Here is a 19,611-nt window from a genome sequence, read left to right on the forward strand (position 1 = left end):
ATGCAACTCGAAACCCTCACCCTCACCGTCCAGGACCACATCGCCACCGTCCGCCTGAACCGGCCCGACAAGGCCAACGCCATGAACGCCACGATGTGGCAGGACATCCGGCTGGCGTTTGACTGGATCGACGGCCAAGTCGACGCCCGCGTAGCGGTGCTGGACGGCGAAGGCCGGCATTTCACGGCCGGCATCGACCTGGCCATGATGATGGGCCTGGCACCTCAGATCCAGGACCCGTGCGACGGCCGCACGCGCGAGGCACTGCGGCGCGTCATCCTCGACATGCAGGACACGCTGACCAGCCTGGAGCGCTGCCGCAAGCCAGTGCTGGCGGCCATCCACGGGGCCTGCGTGGGCGGCGGCATCGACCTCATCTGCTGCGCCGACATGCGCTACTGCAGCGCCGACGCCTACTTCTCCATCAAGGAGATCGACATCGGCATGGTGGCGGACGTTGGCACGCTGCAGCGCCTGCCCAAGCTGATTGGCAGCCAGGGCCTGGTCCGTGAGTTGGCCTACACCGGACGGCGGGTCGAGGCGACCGAGGCGCAGCAGATCGGCCTCGTCAACCGCGTGTACGACAGCCGTGAGGCCCTGCAGGCCGGTGTGCATGAGTTGGCCGCGACCATCGCCGCCAAATCCCCGTTGAGCATCCGTGGCACCAAGGAGCAGCTCAACTACGCTCGCGACCATTCCGTGGCCGACGGACTGAACTACATCGCCACCTGGAACGCCGCCATGCTGATGAGCGAAGACCTCAGCAAGGCCATGATGGCTGGCAAGGGCGCCACGCCAGCCTTCAGGAACTGAGCGACGACGTCTGCGCCGCTCTCAGGGCTGCCAGCTCCTCGCGCAGTGCGGCGTTTTCGGCTTCCAGCGCCGCAATGCGCTGCTGCAGGGCGGTGACGCTGGCCTCGGCGACGGGCTCGTCGGTGCGCCCTGGCGTCTCGTCAGCGGCGGGGGCGGGTGAAGGCGCAGGCGCCTTGCGGCGCGACTCACGCACCCGCTTGGCTGCCTGCTTCAGTTCCTCGGCGCCCGCCGCTGCCGCAGCCGCCTGCTCCTCAGCAGGCAAGGTGGCCACTGCCGCTGCCGCGTTGATGGACACGACCCCGGCCTTCACCGCGGCCACCAGCTCCGGCGCGCCCTGCTTCTGGATCTTCTCGATCAGCACCACCTGGCTGCTGCTCAGGCGGGCGGCGCGGGCCAGAGCCTCGCGGGTCTCCAGGCTGTCCTGCGGGGGCAGCGGCGCCGGCGCGGCCTCCGGGGCTGCGACCACTTCGGGCGCTGCCGGTGCCTCGGGCGCCGCCACGGCACCTGACTCCACCGCGGCCCGCCGGGCCCGCCGCTCCGCCACGATCTCGCGCTTGCGCAAGGCCAACACGCCCCGCTGGTAGTCCGACAGGCTGCGCCGGCCCAGATGCTGGTCGATCATCCACAGGTGCACGTCTTCCATGGACTTGAAGCGTGGGTTCTGCACCGTCTGGAACGGCAGCCCATGCTTCTGGCAGATGCCATAGCGGTTGTGACCGTCCACCAGCACATCGCCCCACAGCACCAGCGCGTCGCGGCAGCCTTCGGCCAGGATGCTGCGCTCCAGCGCGTCATGCTCCTCGGGCGTCAAGGGTTCGATGTAGGCCTTGAGTTCTTCGTTGACGACGATGTCCATGGGCGACGAATGCGGAGCGGGAGGGCGAAAGGGGGCGGATTCTAGAGACCCTCGGCAGGCCCTCGCCACCGCGGCCTGGCGGCCGCAACCCTGACGCCTTGACTTGACGGAGGTCAGAGCCGGCGCGCGAGCTGCTGCCTAGAGTGAGGCAACTTCACTGCAGGCGGCCCTGGCTGCTTCACACCATGCTCGACCCCAAGCACGCCGACGTCTGGCTCGTCGGCGGCGGCATCGCCTCAATGGCGGCCGCCACCTTCCTCATCCGCGATGCCGGCATGCCCGGCGCGCGCATCCACATCCTGGAAGAGCTCGGCCTGGCCGGTGGCTGCCTGGACGGCAGCACCTCTCCGACGCAGCCGGGCTATGTGACCCGCGGCGGGCGCATGCTGTGTGAAGAGGTCTACCAATGCCTGTGGAACCTGCTGGACGGCATCCCGTCGCTGGAGCGGCCAGGCCTGTCGGTGCGGCAGGAGATCGTGGCCTTCAATGACCAGGTGCGCACCGAGGCCCATGCCCGATTGATCGGCGATGGCGCCCGCATCCTCGACGCCCGCCACTACGGGCTCGATGGCCGCGACCGCGCCGAACTCACCCGCCTGCTGGCCACCCCGGAGGCGCTGCTGGGCGCCCGGCGCATCGACGAGCTGTTTTCGGCGCACTTCTTCGAGAGCCACTTCTGGCAGATGTGGCGTACCACCTTCGCCTTCCAGAACTGGCACAGCGCGATCGAGCTGCGCCGCTACTTCCTGCGCTTCCTGCAGGAGTTCCCGCGCATGCACACCCTCGCCGGCGTGCGCCGCACGCCCTACAACCAATACGACTCCATCGCCGTGCCGCTGCAGCGCTGGCTGCTGGACCAGGGCGTGGACGTGCGCTTCGGCCACCGGGTGACCGACATCGACTTCGATCAGTCCGACCCGGCCCGGCGCCGCGCCACCCGACTGCATCTGTTGACCCGTGAAGGCCCGCAGGCGATCGCGCTGGCGGACGGCGACGCCTGCCTCGTGACGCTGGGCTCGATCACGGCCGACGCCACCTACGGCAGCAACAGCGACGCGCCCGAGCTGATCCGCGACCGGCGTGATGGCGCCTGGTCGCTGTGGGAGACGCTGGCGCGCAAGGCCGACGACTTCGGCCGCCCGCACACCTTCTTCAACGTCGACGACAACAAATGGGAGTCGTTCACGCTGACCATGCACGGCCGCACGCTGCTGGACCGCATTGCCCGGTTCAGCGGCAACGAGCCGGGCACCGGCGCGCTGATGACTTTCGTCGACTCCAACTGGCTGATGTCGCTGGTGGTGCCCTACCAGCCGCATTTCCCGGACATGCCCGCCGACACGTTCACGGCCTGGGGCTACGGGCTGTTCATCGACGCGCCGGGCAACCATGTCCGCAAGCCCATGGCGCAGTGCAGTGGCCGCGAACTGCTGCAGGAGCTGCTGCATCACCTGCGCTTCGACGACATCCGCGACGAAGCCCTGGCCAGCACTGACGTCACGCCGGTGATGCTGCCCTATGCCTCAGCCATGTTCGCGCCGCGCAAGCCGGCCGACCGACCGCGGGTGCTGCCGGTGGGCGCGGCCAACTTTGCCTTCCTCGGCCAACATGTGGAGCTGCCGGACGACACGGTCTACACCGTCGAGTACTCGGTGCACTGCGCCATGCACGCGGTGTACGGCCTGTTCGGCATCGACAAGCCCATCCCTGCGATCTACCAGGGCCTGCACGACCCCAAGGTGGGGCTGGATGCGCTGGCGGCGGCCTTCAGCTGACGCGAGCGATCAGGCCGGCTCCGAAATCTCGATGAGGTTGAAGTCGGGGTCGCGCACATAGACCGACCGGATCTTGCGCGTGGCGCCGGTGCGCAGCACCGGCCCTTCGATGATGGGCCAACCGTGCGACTGCAGCTGCTGGATGACAGCCTCCAGCGGGATGGCCGCCATGAAGCACAGGTCCAGCGCGCCCGGTACGGGCAGATGCGCCTTGGGCTCGAACTCGGCCCCCTGCACGTGCAGGTTGATCTTCTGGTGGCCGAAGCGAAACGCCCGCCGCTCCACCGGCGGCGTGCCGCCAATGAAAGTCTCCAGCTGCATGCCGAGCACGCGGGTGTAGAAATCCACGCAGGCCTCGGGGCGCGCGGTGGTCAGGACGAGGTGGTCGAGATGGTCGATCATGAAGCGGTCAATGGACGATGCCTTGGGCGCGCAACTGCGCCACCTGCTCGCGGCTGAGCCCGAGCTCCATCAGCACAGCCTCGGAGTCCTGGCCGAGTGACGGCGCGTTGCGGCGGTGCTGGCCCGGCGTGGCCGACAGCTTGGGGCAGATGCCCGGCACGGCCAGCGAGCGCCCATCGGGCAGTTGCACCTGCTGGAGCATGCCACGCGCCTGGTAATGCGGGTCAGCGGCGATGTCAGCCACCGTGTAGATGCGGCCCGCCGGTACATCGGCCCCGGCCAGCGCCTGCAGCACCGCCTCCACCGGCCGCTGCGCGGCCCAGTCGCTGATGGCGGCATCGATCTCGCCCACGCGCGCCACGCGCCCGGCGTTGTCGGACAGGCCGGGGTCCTGGCCCAGGTCGTCACGGCCGATCAAGGTCATCAGGCGGCGGAAGATGCTGTCGCCATTGCCGGCAATCAAGGCATACCCGCCATCCGCGCAGCGATAGGCGTTGGTGGGCGCGATGCCCGGCATGGCGCTGCCCGCGGCCTCGCGCACCACGCCGAACGCGCTGTACTCGGGCAGCAGGCTCTCCATGCAGTTGAACACCGCCTCGTACAGCGCCACGTCGATCACCTGCCCTCGGCCACTGGCATGGCGGTGCTGCAGCGCCAGCAGGATGCCGATCACGCCGTGCAGCGCGGCCAGCGTGTCGCCGATGCTGACGCCCACCCGCACCGGCACGCGGCCCGGCTCGGCGGTCAGATGCCGCAGGCCGCCCATCGCCTCCGCCACCACGCCGAAGCCCGGCCGGTCGCGGTAAGGGCCGGTCTGCCCGTAGCCACTCACGCGCAGCATGATGAGGCGCGGGTTGGCGGCCTGCAGCACCTCGGGGCCCAGGCCCCAGGCCTCCATCGCGCCCGGGCGGAAGTTCTCGATCAGCACATCGGCCTCGGCGGCCAGCCGCCGCACCACGTCCTGCCCCTCGGGCGTGCGCAGATCCAGGGCCAGTGAACGCTTGTTGCGCGACTGCACCTGCCACCACACCGAGGTGCCGTCCAGCAGCAGCCGCCACTTGCGCAGCGGGTCCCCGCCGCCGGGGGGCTCGATCTTGATGACCTCGGCACCGAAGTCGGCCAAGGTCTTGGCGGCGAACGGCCCGGCGATGAGCTGGCCCAGCTCGATGACCTTGAGGCCAGCCAGGGCGGCGGGGCTGGCGACGGGGGTGGAGGCAGTGGCGTGCGTCATGGCGCCAGTGTGCGCCGGACCGCCGGCCGGCGTCCTGCGCATCTGCGCGAGCCGGGTTGGCCGGCGGCGAAGTGCGCATCAGCAAGACGCCAACACACCGGGCCCCAGCCGGTCGAGTTTGAAGATTTGCTAACCGCAGCTCCGCACGCAGCTTCGTCACGACGCCGTCATGCCGGATCGACAGACTGCCGCGCCTTCACCTCCGACCTTTCCCGTACCCCTTCATGCTCGCGCCTGCCTTTTCTGCCCGCCCTTCTCGCCAACACGCCCCCCGCCCTCGCCTGCTTGTGCTGATGCTCGCCGCCGCCCTGGCGCTGGCCGCCTGCAACGGCAACGACGGCTATGACGACAGCATCACCACCTTGCCGACCGAGCCGGCCGGCGTCGGCAGTGCCGACACCGCCCCCGTGCCCACTACGTTGGCCTATGTGGACAACGGCGCCAGCAACCAGCGCAACAACCCCTGCCAGGTCACGCTCGAAACCAATGCCGGCGTGCGCGTGCTGCAAGGCTTTCTGGACGTGTGGACGCCCAGCAGCCTGAAGGTGGATGCCGGCGTGACGCTGGCTGCCGCCAACGGCTGCCCAGCCGTCACCGCCTCGCCCTGGACGGGCATCCCGGGCGATGCCACCGACGGGACGGTGAAGAACGCGGCCATCCACGCCGCCAACATCAACTACGTCAAGACCGTCACCCAGGCGCGCACGCCTGCGCAGGCCCTGGCGGCCTACCTCGATGACCGGCGCCAGAAGGGCTACAGCGTCAGCGACGGCATGGGCCCGCTGACCAGCGTGTGGCGCGCCGGCACCGGCCAGACGACCACCATCGCCGCGGTCGACGCCAACCAGCCGGTGACGCCGGCTGTCAACGACGCGGGCAACAACCTTGGCGTCGGCTCGGCCAGCAACGCCCGGCTGGGCCTGGCCGTGGATTTCATCGGCAACATCGCCGACGGTTCCACCGAGCCTGCCAAGCGCTTCTACAAGTACGCCCGCCCCTGGCGCTGGAGCAGCGACGTCAAGGTCGTGCCTGCGCTGGAATCAGCCAAGAGCAGCACGCCGACCACTGATGGCGGCTTCCCCAGCGGCCACACCGCCGAAGCCTGGCGCAACACCCTGGCCATGGCCTACCTGGTGCCGCAGCGCTACCAGGAGCTGGTGGCCCGCGCGATGGAGATGGGCGAGAACCGCATCCTGGCCGGCATGCATTCGCCGCTGGACGTGATGGGCGGCCGCGTGCAAGCCACGGCCGTCGTGGCCTACAGCCTGAACAGCGCCGCCTACTACACGCCGACCGTCAAGGCGGCGGCGTTCGCGCAGGCGCAGAACTACCTCATCGGCCAGGCCGGCGTGGCCGATGCGGTCGCACTCAACAGCTACGCCCACACCGCCAAGACGACGGACACCGCCGCGACCGACTACGACCGCTTTGCCGACACCGCCGCCTGGCGCAAGGCCTACCTGCAACGCCTGACCTATGGCCTGGGCACCACCGGCGCCGCGGGCCAGCCTGCCACGGTGCCCAAGGGTGCCGAGGTGCTGCTGGAGACCCGCCTGCCCTACCTCAGCGCCGACCAGCGGCGCGTGGTGCTCAAGACCACGGCGCTGGACTCGGGCCTGCCGCTGGGCAACGACGGCGAAGGCTGGGGGCGCCTGAACCTGTTCGCCGCGGCCGATGGCTACGCCGCCTTCAACGGTGACGTCAGCGTGACCATGGACGCGGCCCAGGGCGGCTTCAGTGCGCGGGACAGCTGGCGCAACGACATTGGTGGCAAGGGTCGCCTGACCAAGCTGGGCAGCGGCATGCTGCGCCTGAGCGGCGCCAACACCTACAGCGGCGGCACGGTGCTCGCTGCCGGCACCTTGGCTGCGGACAGCAACGCCGCCTTCGGCACGGGCGATGTGTTCGTCAAGGGTGGCACGCTCGAGGTCGCCAGCCCTGGCACGCTGGCCGTGGGCGGCGGCTACACGCAAACCGCAGGCAGCCTGAGCCTGGTGCTCAACGCCAACGACGGTGGCCGGCTGAAGCTGGCCGGCGCGCTGACGGTCGCCGGCGGCGACCTCAAGCTCAGCTTTGCCGGCGTCACGCCGAAGGTGGGCGACACCCTCACCGTCATCAAGGGCTCGCAGCGCAAGGGCCGCTTCGCGTCGGTCAGCGTGGCCGGCTTCAGCAAGGTCACCGTGATCTATCTGGACGACGGCGTGCAGGTGAGGCTGGACGGCGTCTGACCCCGCGGCAGGGCCAATCCCGCAGAGACCAGCGCCCTGCCCGGCCAACTCACAAAATGCGGCGCATGAAAAGCCTGCTCGCTGCACTCGTGGGCCTTCGAGGCGCCCTGGGCGCTCTGGCCCTGCTCGCCCTGCCTGCGTCATCCGCTTGGGCGCTGGACCTGCGCGATGGCGACATCGTGCTGTACCGCCACGCGCTGGCGCCCGGCGGCGGCGACCCACCCGGCTTCAAGCTCGGCGACTGCAGCACCCAGCGCAACCTCAGCGACGAGGGCCGCCAGCAGGCGCGGCAGATCGGCGATGCCCTGCGCCAGCGCCTGGGCCGGCTGCCCGTGGGCGCCGTCTGGTCGTCCCCCTGGTGCCGCACGCTGGAGACGGCGCGGCTCGCCTTCCCCTCAGCCCAGGTGCAGCCGCAGGCCGCTTTCGCGTCCTTCTTCGAGCAGGCCGACCGCGAGGCCGAGAGCCTGGCCGAGGCTCGTCAGCGGCTGTCGGGCTGGCGGGGGCCGGGCGTGCTGGTGGTCGTGACGCACCAGGTCAACATCACGGGTCTGACGGGCGTCTTCCCGTCGTCAGGCGAGGGTGTCGCCCTGCGCTTCGGTGACGGGAAACTCGCCGTGCTGGGCCGCATCGATCCGCCGCCGGCACATTGAAAAGGCGCGCTTGCCAGTGACGCGGCAACGCACTAAGCTATTAACAAATGAGTTAATAGCTTGGTTTCATGCAACTTGACCGCGTCTTTGAAGCACTGGCGTCTTCACCCCGCCGGCAGATCCTGGCCTACCTGGCAGGCGGCGAGCTGAGCACCTCAGCGTTGGCCGAACGGTTCGAGATGAGCGCTCCTGCGATTTCGCGCCATCTCTCCATCCTTGAGACCGCGGAGCTCGTGACGAGTCGGCGCCAGGGCCAGTTCGTGCTGTACGCGCTGAATGCCGACAACCTGGTGACCAGCCTCACGGGTTACGCCATGGAGGTCTGCCCGGTGGGCCGGCCCCTGAAGCGGGAGGCCAAGGCGCAGGCCTCGGCGCGCACCCGCAAGGTCACGCCCACCCCACCCAAGGCCACACGTTCCTGAAGGACGCCGACCATGCCGCCCACCCCTGTGCCGTCACTGGACTTTCATCGAGTGCAGGCCGCGTCGCCGCAGGACCTGCTGGCGGGCCAAGTGCGCTACTCACCCGCCAAGTCGCTGTGGCTGCTGGGCCATGCGGCGGGTGCGGTGGCGGGGGCGTGGTTCTACTTCAGCCTGTCGTCGATCACCGTGTTTCTGCTGGCGACCGGTGCCGTGCTGCTGCTCGGCCATTCGCTGGGAAGTCACCGCTTGTTGATCCACGGCAGCTATCGCTGCCCTCGCTGGCTGGCGCGCGTGCTGGTCTACCTTGGCGTGCAGGTCGGGCTGGCCGGGCCGCTGTCGCTGCTGCGCCAGCATGAGCTGCGGGACTACGCCCAGCGCCTGCCCGATTGCCACCCCTATCTGCGCCATGGCACCACGTTCTGGCGCGACGCCTGGTGGCAACTGCACTGCGAGCTGCATCTCACGCGACCGCCGCGACTCTCGATCGAGCCTCGGCTGGCTGAGGACCGCTTCTATGCCTGGCTGGACCGGACCTGGATGTGGCAGCAGCTGCCGCCGGCCGTACTGCTGCTCGCGCTGGGGGGTTGGGGCTGGGTCTGCTGGGGCGTCTGCGCACGCATCTGCGCTGGCGTGATCGGGCACTGGCTGATCGGCCACTTTGCCCACAACGCAGGAGGCATGCACCACGTCGTGGAGGGTGCTGCCGTCCAGGGTCGCAACATCCGCTGGACCTCGCTACTCACCATGGGGGAGAGCTGGCACAACAACCACCACGCCTTCCCGGGCTCCGCGCGTCTGGGTTTGCAGGCCGGCGAGTGGGACCCTGGCTGGTGGATGCTGCTGGCGCTGCGGCGTGCAGGCCTCGTCTGGGACCTGCGCCTGCCGCAAGACCTGCCCGCCCGGGCAGAGTTGCGCGCCCTGACCCCGCAGCCAGCGCCTGCCCACTCCAGCCTGGGCGGCTGGCGGGACCTGCCGGCGCTGCGAGGGCAGCTGCGTGCGACTGCGGGGCGCACGCTGCACCTGCAGGGCCCAGGGGCCTCGGTGCCGGCGCGCTGGCTGCAGGCCATGACCGGCCAGAAGCTGCATGTCGACAAGCAGCTGGCGCGTCTGGAACTGCACGACCCCACGGTCGGCATCGTCGTGCGGGGCCTGCCAGCCCTGTGCGTGGCGGTGGCCCGGCGAGGTGCTGCGGCTCACGCCATCGCCCGGGCACTACTGCCTGCCGCCGCGGCCCTCGAATCCGCACGCGTGCGGCTGACCGTGGCCTGATCTCACGGCAAGCTCAGCGCCGCAGCAGCGTCAGTCCTACCAGGCGCGACACCACCACGGCCAGGTACATCACGCCCACCAGCATTTCCAGGCTGGCCAGGCCGCGGGCCAGCGGGCGCACCGGGATGACATCGCCGATGCCGGTGCTGGACAGCAGCGCAAAGCTCAGGAACATCAGCTCCGTCCAGCTGCGCGGCTGCTCGGGGTTGAGGGCTGCCATGAAGCTGCCGGGCTCGATGACCTGGACAACGACAAAGGCGTAGGTGAAGGCCCAGGCCAGCAGGGTGAAGGTGGCACCCGCCGCGAAGAGCTCGTCCGTGGTGGCGCGGGCGTCTTCCATCATGTAGGCGACCAGGCTGCCGGCCGCGTAGAAGTAGAACAGCGCCTCCAGGGCTGCCGACCACGGCAGCAGGGCCGGCAGGTCGAACACCGCCTGCAGCACCAGCATCACGATGGCCGGCAGCGCCAGACAGGCGCTCACCCAGGTCAGGCCGGGTGTACGCCGCACCATGCGGGTGGTGACCACCAGCACCGCCACGCCGAAGGCGCTGAGCGTGAGGCGCCCGGCCTGCGTGCCGTCCAGCAGCGGATACAGCAGCAGGCCAGCGAGCTGCACCAGCAGCAGGATGGCCGACGGATGGCGGCGGGTCAGCGCCAGGTAGCGCAAGTGGCGGAGTTGCATGGCGGCATTGTGATGGCGCGCACCGCGCAGTCATGCAGCCCACAAGCTTGAGGAAGCGGCCGCCGCGCCGCCTGCCCAGAATGAGTCTCCGCCCCGCTCACGCCACGTCAAAGGAGACCTCGCCATGATCAATGGACCCGTCTGGAATGAACAGGAACTCAGCCAGGAAGCCGTGTTTCCCACGGTGCTGGCGGTGGGGGACTCATGGTTCTGGTACCTCAAGAGCAACCTGCTGGTCGGGCTGCACAAGCTCATGAACCAGGGCCGCAATCACATCATCCTGGTGCGTGGTGCCAATGGCGCAGAAGCGACCGAGTACACGAGCGGTGCCATCCGCCAGCAGCTCGAGTGGGATCTCAACACCGTCAAGGGCTATGGCAAGACCCTGGAGGCCGTGCTGGTCTCAGGCGGCGGCAACGACCTCGCTGGGCCGGAGGACTTTGTGCCGCTGCTGCTGCCCAACTGCAGCAACGCCACCACCGCGGCCGCCTGCTTCAAGCCGGGTGAACCCGACGCGCTGTTCAAGACCGTCACGACGGCCCACGCCAGCACCATCGACCTCGTGCAGCAGCACCTGCCCGGCAAGCCGGTGTTCCTGCATGGGTACGACTATGCCAACCCGAACGGCCTGGGCTTCCTGGGCTTCGGCCAGTGGCTGCGGGTGCCGATGGACATGTGCCAGGTGCCCCGGCCGCTGCAGCAGAGCGTCGTGAACCACTGCATCGACACCTACTGGACCGCGTTGAAGGCCCTGCAGGCACGCTACCCGGCCGGTGTGGTTCGCCTGGTCGACCAGCGCGGCACGCTCGCGCCGACGGACTGGGCCAACGAACTGCATCCGACGCCAGCCGGGTTTCGGCAACTGGCCAAGCGCTGGAAGCCCGAGCTGAAGGCCGCCGGGCTGATCTGACCCCGACGCGGCTTTTGCGGGCTGCAGCTCACTTGGCCGCGAGCAGCGCCTCCATCTCGTCCATCAGCCGGTCCATGCGCTGGATGACGGCGCGGTAGGGCGCGGGACTGGCCATGTCGAGGCCGGCCTTCTTGAGCGCCTCGTAGGGCGGCATCGAGCCGCCGCTGGCGAGCAGCTTGAGGTAGTTGTCACGGGCGCCCGGCTTGGCGGCCAGCACGTCCTCCGCGAAGTGCAGCGCCGCGGTGATGGAGGTGGCGTACTGGTAGACGTAGAACGGCCGGTAGAAGTGCGGGATGAAGGCCCACTCCTGGCAGTACAGCGGGTCGATCTTCATGACGCCTGCCGCGTCGCCGTGGTATTCCTTCAGCAGCTTGCAGTACATCTCGGTGAAGCGCTTGCCGTTCAGGGCCTCGCCCTTGGCCGCAGCGTCATGCGTGTTCAGCTCGAACTCGCCGAACATCGCCTGGCGGAAGAACGTGGCACGCAGCCGCTCCAGCGCGTAGCCGAGCTGGTAGAGCTTCTCTTCCTTGCTGCGCGCCTGGCCCTGCATGTAGTGGCTGAGCAGCACTTCATTGGCGGTGGAGGCGATCTCGGCGATGAAGAGCGAGTAGTTGGCCGTCTCGTAAGGCTGGGCGCGGTTGGCCATCGCGGTGTGCATGGCGTGGCCCCATTCATGCGCGAAGGTGCTGACCGACTCGAACTCACCCTGGTGGTTCAGGAAGACAAAGGGCGGCGCACCATAGACGCCATCCTGGTAGGCGCCGCCACTCTTGCCGGGCGCCGGCAGCGCATGCATGGTGTTGGCCTTGAACGTGGTCTTCAGCAGGTTCTGGTAGTCCTCGCCGAGCGGCTGGGTGGCCGCCAGCGTCAGGGCGGCGGCCTCATCCAGGCTGTAGGTCTTGGTCTGGGTGACCAGGGCCGGGTAGATGTCGTAGTAGTGCAGGTCCGGCAGGCCCAGCATCTTCTGCCGCAGTTTGAAGTAGCGGTGCAGCGTGGGCAGGCCCTGGTGCACTTCGGCCACCAGCGTGCGGTAGACGGCCTCGGGAATGTCCTCCGCGCCAAGGCTCATGGCCACCGCGCTCGGGTAGCGGCGCAGGCGGGCCATGGTGGTGTCGTCCTGCACCACGTTGCCCAGGGTCACGCCGTAGGTGTTCTCGTACTGGCCGATGGCACCGAAGAAGGCATCGAACACCTGCTTGCGCACCGCGCGGTCGGGGTGCTGGCGCAGCAGGCCGTAGCGGGTGTCATCCACGCGCTCCGTCTTGCCCTGGATGGTCAGCTCGGGCCAACGCGTGTCGGCATTGAAGAGCAGCGTGCGTGCGTCCCCTGTGGCACTGCGCACGGGCGCGAGCGCGGCGATGGCCGCTTCGGTCTCGGCGCTCAACGTGTGGCGGGCCTGGCGCAGGCTGTTGCGCAGGTGCTCGGCATGTTTCTTCAGGCCGGGCTCGGCCTTCAGGAAGGCATTGACCTTGGCCTCGCCCAGCCCTTGGATCTCAGGCTCAAGCCAGGCGATGGCGCTGCTGAACTGGCCGCCCAGCTGTGCCGCCAGGTTGCTGCGCTCCTGGTTGGCGGCATCGCGGTTGTCGGTGCTCTGCTTCATGCTGGCGTACACGCGCAGCCGGTCGTAGCGCAGGTTGGCGGCGCTGATGGCGTCGAGCCCGGCGAGCAGGCTCTTCGCACTCTTGCCCAGGCTGCCCTTCAGGGCCGAGAGCCGGGGCAGGTCGGCGAGCAGGCCCTTGCGCGCGGTGTCCCAGTCGGCATCGCTGGCATACAGCGGGCTGAGGTTCCAGACGGTGGGCAGCGATGGGGTCTGCGCGGCGGCATGGCCGCCGAGGGCCAGGGCCAGGCTGAGGGCCAGGGCACGAGAGAGGGGCAGGTGCTTCATGAGTTGGACCGCGAAAGCATGAAAAGCCAGCAGTGTCGCGCGAGCCGCCCTCGCTGACCGAAGTGACAGCAGGCAAACCCGAGACGCGACGCAGGCACCGCCGGGTCAGCAACACGCAGCGCGGCCCAGGTTTACCGAGGTTTGCACAGCGCGGTGACTTTCAGCATGGCCTGCACCGATGCCCCACGGCTATGGTGCGCGCTTCGCTTTTCTGCCCTCGTACGGAGTACTCGCGTGACCCTTCGCGCCATCACCCTGGCCGCTGCCCTGTGCTGCGCTGGCCTCGCCCGCGCCGCGGCTGTTCCTGATTTCGTGCCCGACGTCGACCCGGCCCAGTCGGCCTGCACCGACTTCAACGCCTGGGCCAACGGCCGCTGGATCCAGGCCAACCCCATCCCGGCGGACAAGAGCCGCTGGGGCAGCTTCGACGCCCTGGCCGAGAAGAGCCTGAACGCGCAGCACGACATCGTCGAGAACGCGGCGCGGACGGCCGACCAGGCGGCACCTGGCTCCATCGAGCAGAAGATTGGTTGGATCTACCGCGCCGCCATGGACGAAGCCGCCATCGAACGCGCCGGCTTTGACCCCATCAAGAAGGACCTCGCCGCCATCGACGCCCTGGCCACGCACGCCGACGTGGTCACCTGGCTGCGCCAGGCCCATGCCCGCGCCGAGGGCCGCACCTTCAACTTCGGCGTCAGTGCCGATTACAAGAACGCCAAGCGCCAGATCGCCTTCGCCAACCAGGGCGGCCTGGGCCTGCCCGGCCCGGAGTACTACAGCAAGGACGAATACGCCAAGCTGCGCACCGCGTACGTGGCCCATATCGCCAAGCTCTTTGAACTGACGGGCGCGCCCGCCGAGCAGGCCCAGGCGCGCGCCAACCTCGTGATGGCGCTGGAGACCCAGCTCGCCGCCGCCTCGCTGCTGCGGGTGGAGCTGCGCAAGCCCGAGAACCAGTACCACTTCGTCACCGTGGAAGAAGCCAACCAGCTCACGCCGCACTGGGACTGGGCCGAGTACTTCAAGGTCATGAAGGTGGACGCCGGCATCAAGAGCGCCGGCGGCTTCTCGCTGTCGCAGCCCAAGTTCTTCGCGGCCTTCGACCAACTGCTGGCCGAGGCCCCGGTGGCGCAGTGGCAGGCCTACTTCGCCTTCCATGCCATCGACGGCGCGTCACCCGCGCTGGCCAAGGCTTTCCAGGATGAGCACTTCGCCTTCTACGGCAAGACCCTCAACGGCACGCCCGAGCAGGAAGTGCGCTGGAAGCGCGCCCTCGCCGCTGTCAACGGCAGCATGGGCCAGGCGCTGGGCCAGCTCTACGTGAAGCAGTACTTCACCCCCGAGGCCAAGGTGCGCGCGCAGCAACTGGTGGACAACGTGCGCAATGCCTTGAAGGCGCGCATCGAGAACCTCGACTGGATGAGCCCCGAGACCAAGGCCAAGGCGATCGCCAAGTGGCAGACCTTCCTGCCCAAGATCGGCTACCCGGACAAATGGCGCGACTGGAGCGGTCTCAGCGTCACGCCCGACAGCCACTACGCCAACCTGCGCGCGGCACGTGTCTTCAACCAGCGTCACCAACTGGCCAAGATCGGCAAGGCCACCAACCGCTACGAGTGGAGCATGACGCCGCAGACCGTCAACGCCTACTACAGCCCTTCCACCAACACGATCAACTTCCCGGCCGCCATCCTGCAGCCGCCGTTTTTCTACGCCAAGGGCGACGACGCCATCAACTACGGCGGCATCGGCGCCGTCATCGGCCACGAGGCGGGCCATGGCTTTGATGACCAGGGCAGCCAGTTCGACGGCGAGGGCAACAACGCCAACTGGTGGACGGCCGAGGACCGCCAGCGCTTCGAGGCCCGTGCCAACAAGCTGGTGGCCCAGGCCGACGAGTACGCGCCACTGCCGCAATACCCCGACAAGCATGCCAACGGCCGCCTGACACTGGGCGAGAACATCGGCGACCTCGGCGGCCTGAACATGGCCTACGACGCGATGGTCAAGGCTACGGCCGGCCAGCCGGACCCGATGCTCGACGGCCTGAGCCGCGACCAGCGCTTCTTCATGAACTGGGCCAAGGTCTGGGCCGGCGCCATCCGCCCCGAAGCGCAACTGGTGCGCCTGAACACCGACCCGCACGCGCCGGCCGGCTTCCGCACCAATGGCGCGCCGTCCAACATGCCGGCGTTTGCCAAGGCCTTCAGCTGCAAGGCGGGCGATGCGATGGTGCGTCCGGAGGACAAGCGGGTCGTGATCTGGTGAGGCCGACCGACCCGGCCCTGCGCCGGCACTGAGGCCACGCGGGCCTGCGGTGCAGGCCCGCCCAATCCCCGCCTCGGCGGTTGATCACAACCCTCGTGGACAAGGCTGTGGATAAGCGCTGGGGCGCGCTCGCAAGTGCTTGTCAGCCGCCGGCTGAGCCTGGGCTGCTCACGGATTGAGCAGCACCGGCCTTCTTCAAGGGCGGTCGACCGCGACGTAGGCCACACGGCCGGGTACACGCACCTCCACCGTCGTGCCACCTTCGGCGCCGCTGTTGAACGTCAGGCGCGCGCCGATCTGCTTCGCACGCTCGCGCATGCCGGCCAGCCCCCAGTGCCCCTCGCGGCCACCGTCCATCTGCCAGGCGGCAGGCAGGCCGACGCCGTTGTCGCGGATGCTCAGCTGGAACTCCTGAGCGCCGAAACTCACCTCGACGTGGATCGTCGTCGCCTGCGCATGCGCGAACGCATTGCGCAGCGCCTCCAGCCCGATGCAGCCGAGCTGGTCGATGACCGTTCGGTCCAACGGGCGGGGCGTGCCATGGCTCACCACCTGAAAGTCCACGCCCTCGCGGTGCAGCTCTTCACCGACCGAGCGCAGGCTGTCCAGCAGTTCCGTGCCATCGGCCTGCAGCGTACGCAGGTCCAGCACCCGCTCGCGGGCTTCGATCACGACCTGGTCCGCGCGGTCCAGCAACGCCTCGATGCGCTGACGAGTGGGGTCGACTGCCGGCATGCTGCTGGCCACGCCCTGGATGTGCAGGATGAGCCCCTGCGTGCTCTGCAGCAAGGTGTCATGCAACTCGCGGGCAATGCGCTCGCGCTCGCGGTGCCGTGCCTCCAGTTCGCGGCGCACATGGGCCGCGAGCGCCCGCGTGCGCAGCAGATAGGTTCCTGCCACCAGAGCCAGCGCCAGCAGCGTACAGGCCAGCACGAAGCCGCGCGTTTGCCACGCATAGGCAGCAATGCGGAAGTCCAGCGTGGCCTCCCGCGTGCTCCAGACGCCGTCGGCATTGGCCGCCACCACGCGAAAGCGATAGTCGCCTGGCCCCAGGTTGGCGTAGGCCGCCTCGCGGCGGGTGTCTGCGTCCTGCCAATCGGTGTCGACGCCATCGAGCCGGTAGCGAAAACGCGCCCGGTCGGCTGCCGCCAGCGTCAGCGCCGAATAGCGGATCACCGCCGCACGCGTACCGGCCGGCAGGGTGAGCCCGGCTTCGGGGCGAAAGCTCCGATCGGCGGCCCGCAGACCGAGGATGTCCACGCCGATGGCGCGTTCACTGCGGGTGACGTGCGCGGTATCCAGCCAGGCGACCCCCCCATTGGTGGCCGCCCACAGCCGTTGCTGCGCATCCACCACGAGGGTCGGCACGGGCGTGGCCTGCAAAGCGATGCCGGGCAGGCCGTCGCGCCAGTCCAGCAGGCGGTAGTTGGGGCGCGCCTGGCCTGACGCCGGCAGCGCGGGGAGCTCACGCGCCGCCAGCTGCACCAGGCCGCGTCCGCCGTTCAGCCAGAGGTCACCCGAGGCTGACTCCACCACGCCGGTGACATGGGTGAACACATCTTCCTGCTCGTTGGTGAGCGTCACGAACTGGCGTCCGTCGAAACGCGCGAACCCGGCTTCACCTCCTACATAGACCTGCCCGCGGCGGTCCACCAGCAACGTGGTGGCCCGGCCCACATGCAGCCCCTGCGCCGCGCCATGGCGGCGCAGCTCGGCACCCTTGAGGCTCAGCAGCAAGTCGTCGTAGGCGAACCAGGCCGTGCCGTCTGCGGCCACGACGATGGCCGTGGGCAGGTTGCCCTGCAGCTCCAGCCGAGGCTCACGGTGCGTGCTGCCGTCGGCATCGATGCGAAACACGCCCGCCCCCTGCGCGGCGACCCACGCGCCACCTTTCTGGTCGGGTGCCAGGGCCTTCGCCACGTACTGGCGGCGCTGCTCATACAGCCAGACACGCTCTCGCCGGCCCTCACGCTCGCGCCAGACGCCGTCGCCGTGCACCCACCACAGCGTGCCGGTGGCGTCCCGTACCGCCGCCCGGAACTCGCGCTCCACGGGTGCCGGCTCAGGCGGGCGCGGTGGCGACCAGGTCAAGGCCCGCCGCCCGCTCAAGGCCAGCACGCCGTCGCCGGCCAGCGCCACGGCAAAGCCGGCGGGCTCGCTGCTGTCAAAACCCTGCAGGCGCTGAAGCCGCTGCAACCGGAAGCTGCTCAGGCCGTGGTTGCTGCCCACCCAGACCTCGCCGTCCATGCCCTGCACCAGCGGCACGACGACATTGGCCGGCAGGCCATCGCGGCGCGCAAAGAGCTCGACACCGTCCGCCTCCGTCAGGCTGTGGTCGGTGGGCACCGAAGCAGCCTCCCGCACGCGCCGCACGCCCACGCCAGCCTGCGTCATCCACAGGCTGCCATCGTCAGCAAACAGCAACTGCTTGGCGCGCAGCTCGTGGCTCTGGTCGCCGTTGAAGGCGGGCGGCAGTTGGCGCGAGGAGGCGGTGGGTGCGCCGCCCGGGTAGTCCGGCAACGGCCGGATGCCGCGCAGGCCTTCCGACATCCAGACGCGGCCCGCGCGGTCCTCCACCAGCACGGCATTGCGCGAGATGACTTCTCCGGTATCGCGGAACTGCGTCTCGCCGGGCGGCAGCCAATAGAGCCGCTGAATGCCGGCCACCCAAAGATTGCCGCGACGGTCGGTGAAGACGTAGTCGGCGCCCTCGTCCTGGTAGCCACGCTCGCGACCGATGCGCTGCCAGCGCTGGCCGTCGAATCGCGCCAGCCCCTCCCCGGCCGCGGCCCAGAGCACGCCGTCCGGCCCGCGGGCGAAGCGCAGCACACGCCCGCCGGGCAAGCCCTGGCCCTCATTGAAGGCGGCGATGCGACCATCACGCAGCCTCACCGCTCCCCCCGCAAACAAGCCGATCCAGATGTCGCCGTTGGCCTCCAGGTGCAGGGCATTGATGTTGTTGGAGGCGAGCCGTTCCCCCTCCCGCAGCGGGTAGGGCTCGAAGCGCACGCCGTCGAACCGGTACAGGCCCTGGCCCGTGCCCAGCCACAGCACGCCCGAGGGCGACAGGGCCAAGGTCCAGATGTCGGCCGGCGCGCCCTGGTCCACCATCCAGCGCGCATGGGCGAAGTCGGCCAAGGGCCGGGCGGGCTGGGCTTGTGACAAGGCGGGGGCTGCGCCAACGAGCAGCGCCGCAGCCAGCCAGAGAAGCAAACGGTCAGCGAACCTCATCGCCGGGCGGGGTGGCGGCGCCGGGCAGCGACGTCGCGAGTTTCGGAGCGCGAAAGTATCTCCGCAGGTCGGGGTGCCGATGCCAGCCGTCAGGCCCAACCGTGATGAGCCGGGCGGCGAGACGTCAGCCGACGCATCAGCTCCGTCCAGCGCCGCCATCTGCCGTTCATGCATCCCATGGGTGAACGTGTCACAAGCGGCGTGCCAATTCGATGGAGCCGCGTCACCATCAGCGCCAACCGAGGAGCCTGAATTGAAGACCCACCGCCTGATGCCTGCCCTGTTCATCGCCAGCCTGCTCGCCGCCGTGCCGCTGCATGCCACCGCTGTCGATGCTGCGCCGTCTCCACCCCTGCACGAGCAGATCGCGGCCCTCGACGCCGCGGTGTTCGACGCCTTCAACCGCTGCGCGGACCCGGCGCAACTGCAACGGCATGCCAGCTACTTCGCCGAGGGCGTCGAGTTCTACCATGACAACGGCGGCGTCACCTGGAACCGCGCCGACATGCTGGCCAACACCCGGCAGCATGCCTGCGGCAACTACCGGCGGGAGCTGGTGCCGGGCACGTTGCGCGTGTATTCCATCAAGGACTTCGGCGCCATCGCCCAGGGCACTCACCGCTTCTGCCAGATGGGCGCAACGCGATGCGAGGGCGCTGCGGACTTCCTGATCGCCTGGCGCCGTGATGGCGACCGGTGGCTGATCACCCGGGTGTTCAGCTACGGTCACCGCGCCGAGTGAGGGTCAGCACCTTTCCTTGCAGCCAGGTGTCCGTGCACCCCATGCGGGTTGACCCGGCGCTGCGCCGCTGCCGACAATCCGCGCTCCTTCACTGACGGCTTTGCCATGAACCCAGCGCCTAGTTGCTGGCCTTCACCGCACCGTCTGTAGCCTGCCTTCATCGAGCGGCTGCATCTCGGGCGGTGGGGGCTCTGACGACCTTCCACCCCCCGGGACAGCGGGCTCCCTGCGTGCGGCGTTCTGC

General features: G+C 69.2%; 15 protein-coding genes. 9 read left to right on the forward strand and 6 right to left on the reverse strand.

The genetic code is table 11. The annotated features are described in order from the left end of the window. Nucleotides 1-813, forward strand: a complete 813-nt coding sequence (locus tag CDO81_RS11940; protein WP_088483445.1) for a crotonase/enoyl-CoA hydratase family protein — start codon at nt 1-3, stop codon at nt 811-813. Here CDO81_RS11940 and CDO81_RS11945 read toward each other — a convergent pair. Then, nucleotides 803-1,669, reverse strand: coding sequence for a ParB N-terminal domain-containing protein (locus CDO81_RS11945; RefSeq protein ID WP_088483446.1), 867 nt, complete (start codon nt 1,667-1,669; stop codon nt 803-805). The two genes, CDO81_RS11940 and CDO81_RS11945, sit on opposite strands and share 11 nt — an antisense overlap. Before the next feature lie 185 nt (nt 1,670-1,854). Here CDO81_RS11945 and CDO81_RS11950 point away from each other — a divergent pair, with 185 nt between their 5' ends. Further along, entirely contained in the window at nt 1,855-3,444 is a 1,590-nt protein-coding gene (locus CDO81_RS11950; RefSeq protein WP_088483447.1) for an oleate hydratase, read from the forward strand. Between the two features lie 9 nt (nt 3,445-3,453). Here CDO81_RS11950 and CDO81_RS11955 read toward each other — a convergent pair whose 3' ends face one another. Continuing rightward, a complete protein-coding gene (locus tag CDO81_RS11955; RefSeq protein WP_088483448.1) occupies nt 3,454-3,846 on the reverse strand; it encodes a VOC family protein in 393 nt (130 codons plus the stop codon). A gap of 7 nt (nt 3,847-3,853) precedes the next feature. Continuing rightward, on the reverse strand, nt 3,854-5,077 hold the full coding sequence (locus tag CDO81_RS11960; RefSeq protein ID WP_088483449.1) for a CaiB/BaiF CoA transferase family protein: 1,224 nt from the start codon (nt 5,075-5,077) through the stop codon (nt 3,854-3,856). Nucleotides 5,078-5,370: 293 nt separating this feature from the next. Between CDO81_RS11960 and CDO81_RS11965 the strand changes: the two genes are divergently transcribed. The 4 genes from CDO81_RS11965 (at nt 5,371) to CDO81_RS11980 (ending at nt 9,646) form a co-directional block, all read left to right on the forward strand. Beyond that, nucleotides 5,371-7,305 (forward strand): acid phosphatase, encoded by a 1,935-nt coding sequence (locus tag CDO81_RS11965; protein ID WP_241516968.1) that lies wholly within the window; start codon nt 5,371-5,373, stop codon nt 7,303-7,305. Between the two features lie 65 nt (nt 7,306-7,370). Then, complete coding sequence (locus tag CDO81_RS11970) at nt 7,371-7,955, forward strand: histidine phosphatase family protein (protein ID WP_241516969.1); 585 nt, start codon at nt 7,371-7,373, stop codon at nt 7,953-7,955. 68 nt (nt 7,956-8,023) lie between these two features. Further along, nucleotides 8,024-8,377 carry a metalloregulator ArsR/SmtB family transcription factor gene (locus tag CDO81_RS11975; RefSeq protein ID WP_088483452.1) on the forward strand — a complete coding sequence of 118 codons (354 nt, stop codon included), beginning with the start codon at nt 8,024-8,026 and terminating at the stop codon, nt 8,375-8,377. Between the two features lie 12 nt (nt 8,378-8,389). Then, a complete protein-coding gene (locus CDO81_RS11980; protein WP_088483453.1) occupies nt 8,390-9,646 on the forward strand; it encodes an acyl-CoA desaturase in 1,257 nt (418 codons plus the stop codon). Between the two features lie 13 nt (nt 9,647-9,659). Here the strand turns inward: CDO81_RS11980 and CDO81_RS11985 are convergent, their stop codons facing one another. Continuing rightward, nucleotides 9,660-10,328, reverse strand: a complete 669-nt coding sequence (locus tag CDO81_RS11985; RefSeq protein WP_088483454.1) for an ion channel — start codon at nt 10,326-10,328, stop codon at nt 9,660-9,662. 124 nt (nt 10,329-10,452) lie between these two features. Here CDO81_RS11985 and CDO81_RS11990 point away from each other — a divergent pair, with 124 nt between their 5' ends. Next, nucleotides 10,453-11,238, forward strand: a complete 786-nt coding sequence (locus tag CDO81_RS11990; RefSeq protein WP_088483455.1) for a GDSL-type esterase/lipase family protein — start codon at nt 10,453-10,455, stop codon at nt 11,236-11,238. Between the two features lie 28 nt (nt 11,239-11,266). On the opposite strand, the gene pepF is transcribed toward CDO81_RS11990, so the two are convergent. Then, a complete protein-coding gene (gene pepF, locus CDO81_RS11995; protein ID WP_088483456.1) occupies nt 11,267-13,123 on the reverse strand; it encodes an oligoendopeptidase F in 1,857 nt (618 codons plus the stop codon). Between the two features lie 234 nt (nt 13,124-13,357). On the opposite strand from pepF, the gene CDO81_RS12000 reads away from it, so the two are divergent. Continuing rightward, the gene (locus CDO81_RS12000) at nt 13,358-15,394 is read left to right on the forward strand and encodes a M13 family metallopeptidase (RefSeq protein ID WP_206602099.1); all 2,037 of its coding nucleotides are present in this window, start codon (nt 13,358-13,360) and stop codon (nt 15,392-15,394) included. 195 nt (nt 15,395-15,589) lie between these two features. Here the strand turns inward: CDO81_RS12000 and CDO81_RS12005 are convergent, their stop codons facing one another. Further along, a complete protein-coding gene (locus tag CDO81_RS12005; RefSeq protein WP_158218256.1) occupies nt 15,590-18,625 on the reverse strand; it encodes a sensor histidine kinase in 3,036 nt (1,011 codons plus the stop codon). Nucleotides 18,626-18,878: 253 nt separating this feature from the next. Here CDO81_RS12005 and CDO81_RS12010 point away from each other — a divergent pair, with 253 nt between their 5' ends. Further along, nucleotides 18,879-19,367: a nuclear transport factor 2 family protein gene (locus tag CDO81_RS12010; protein WP_241516970.1), complete on the forward strand. Its 489-nt coding sequence runs from the start codon at nt 18,879-18,881 to the stop codon at nt 19,365-19,367. Nucleotides 19,368-19,611: the final 244 nt, after the last annotated feature.

Origin of the sequence: Roseateles puraquae, assembly GCF_002205845.1 — a bacterium.
Taxonomy (GTDB): Bacteria; Pseudomonadota; Gammaproteobacteria; order Burkholderiales; family Burkholderiaceae_C; genus Pelomonas; species Pelomonas puraquae.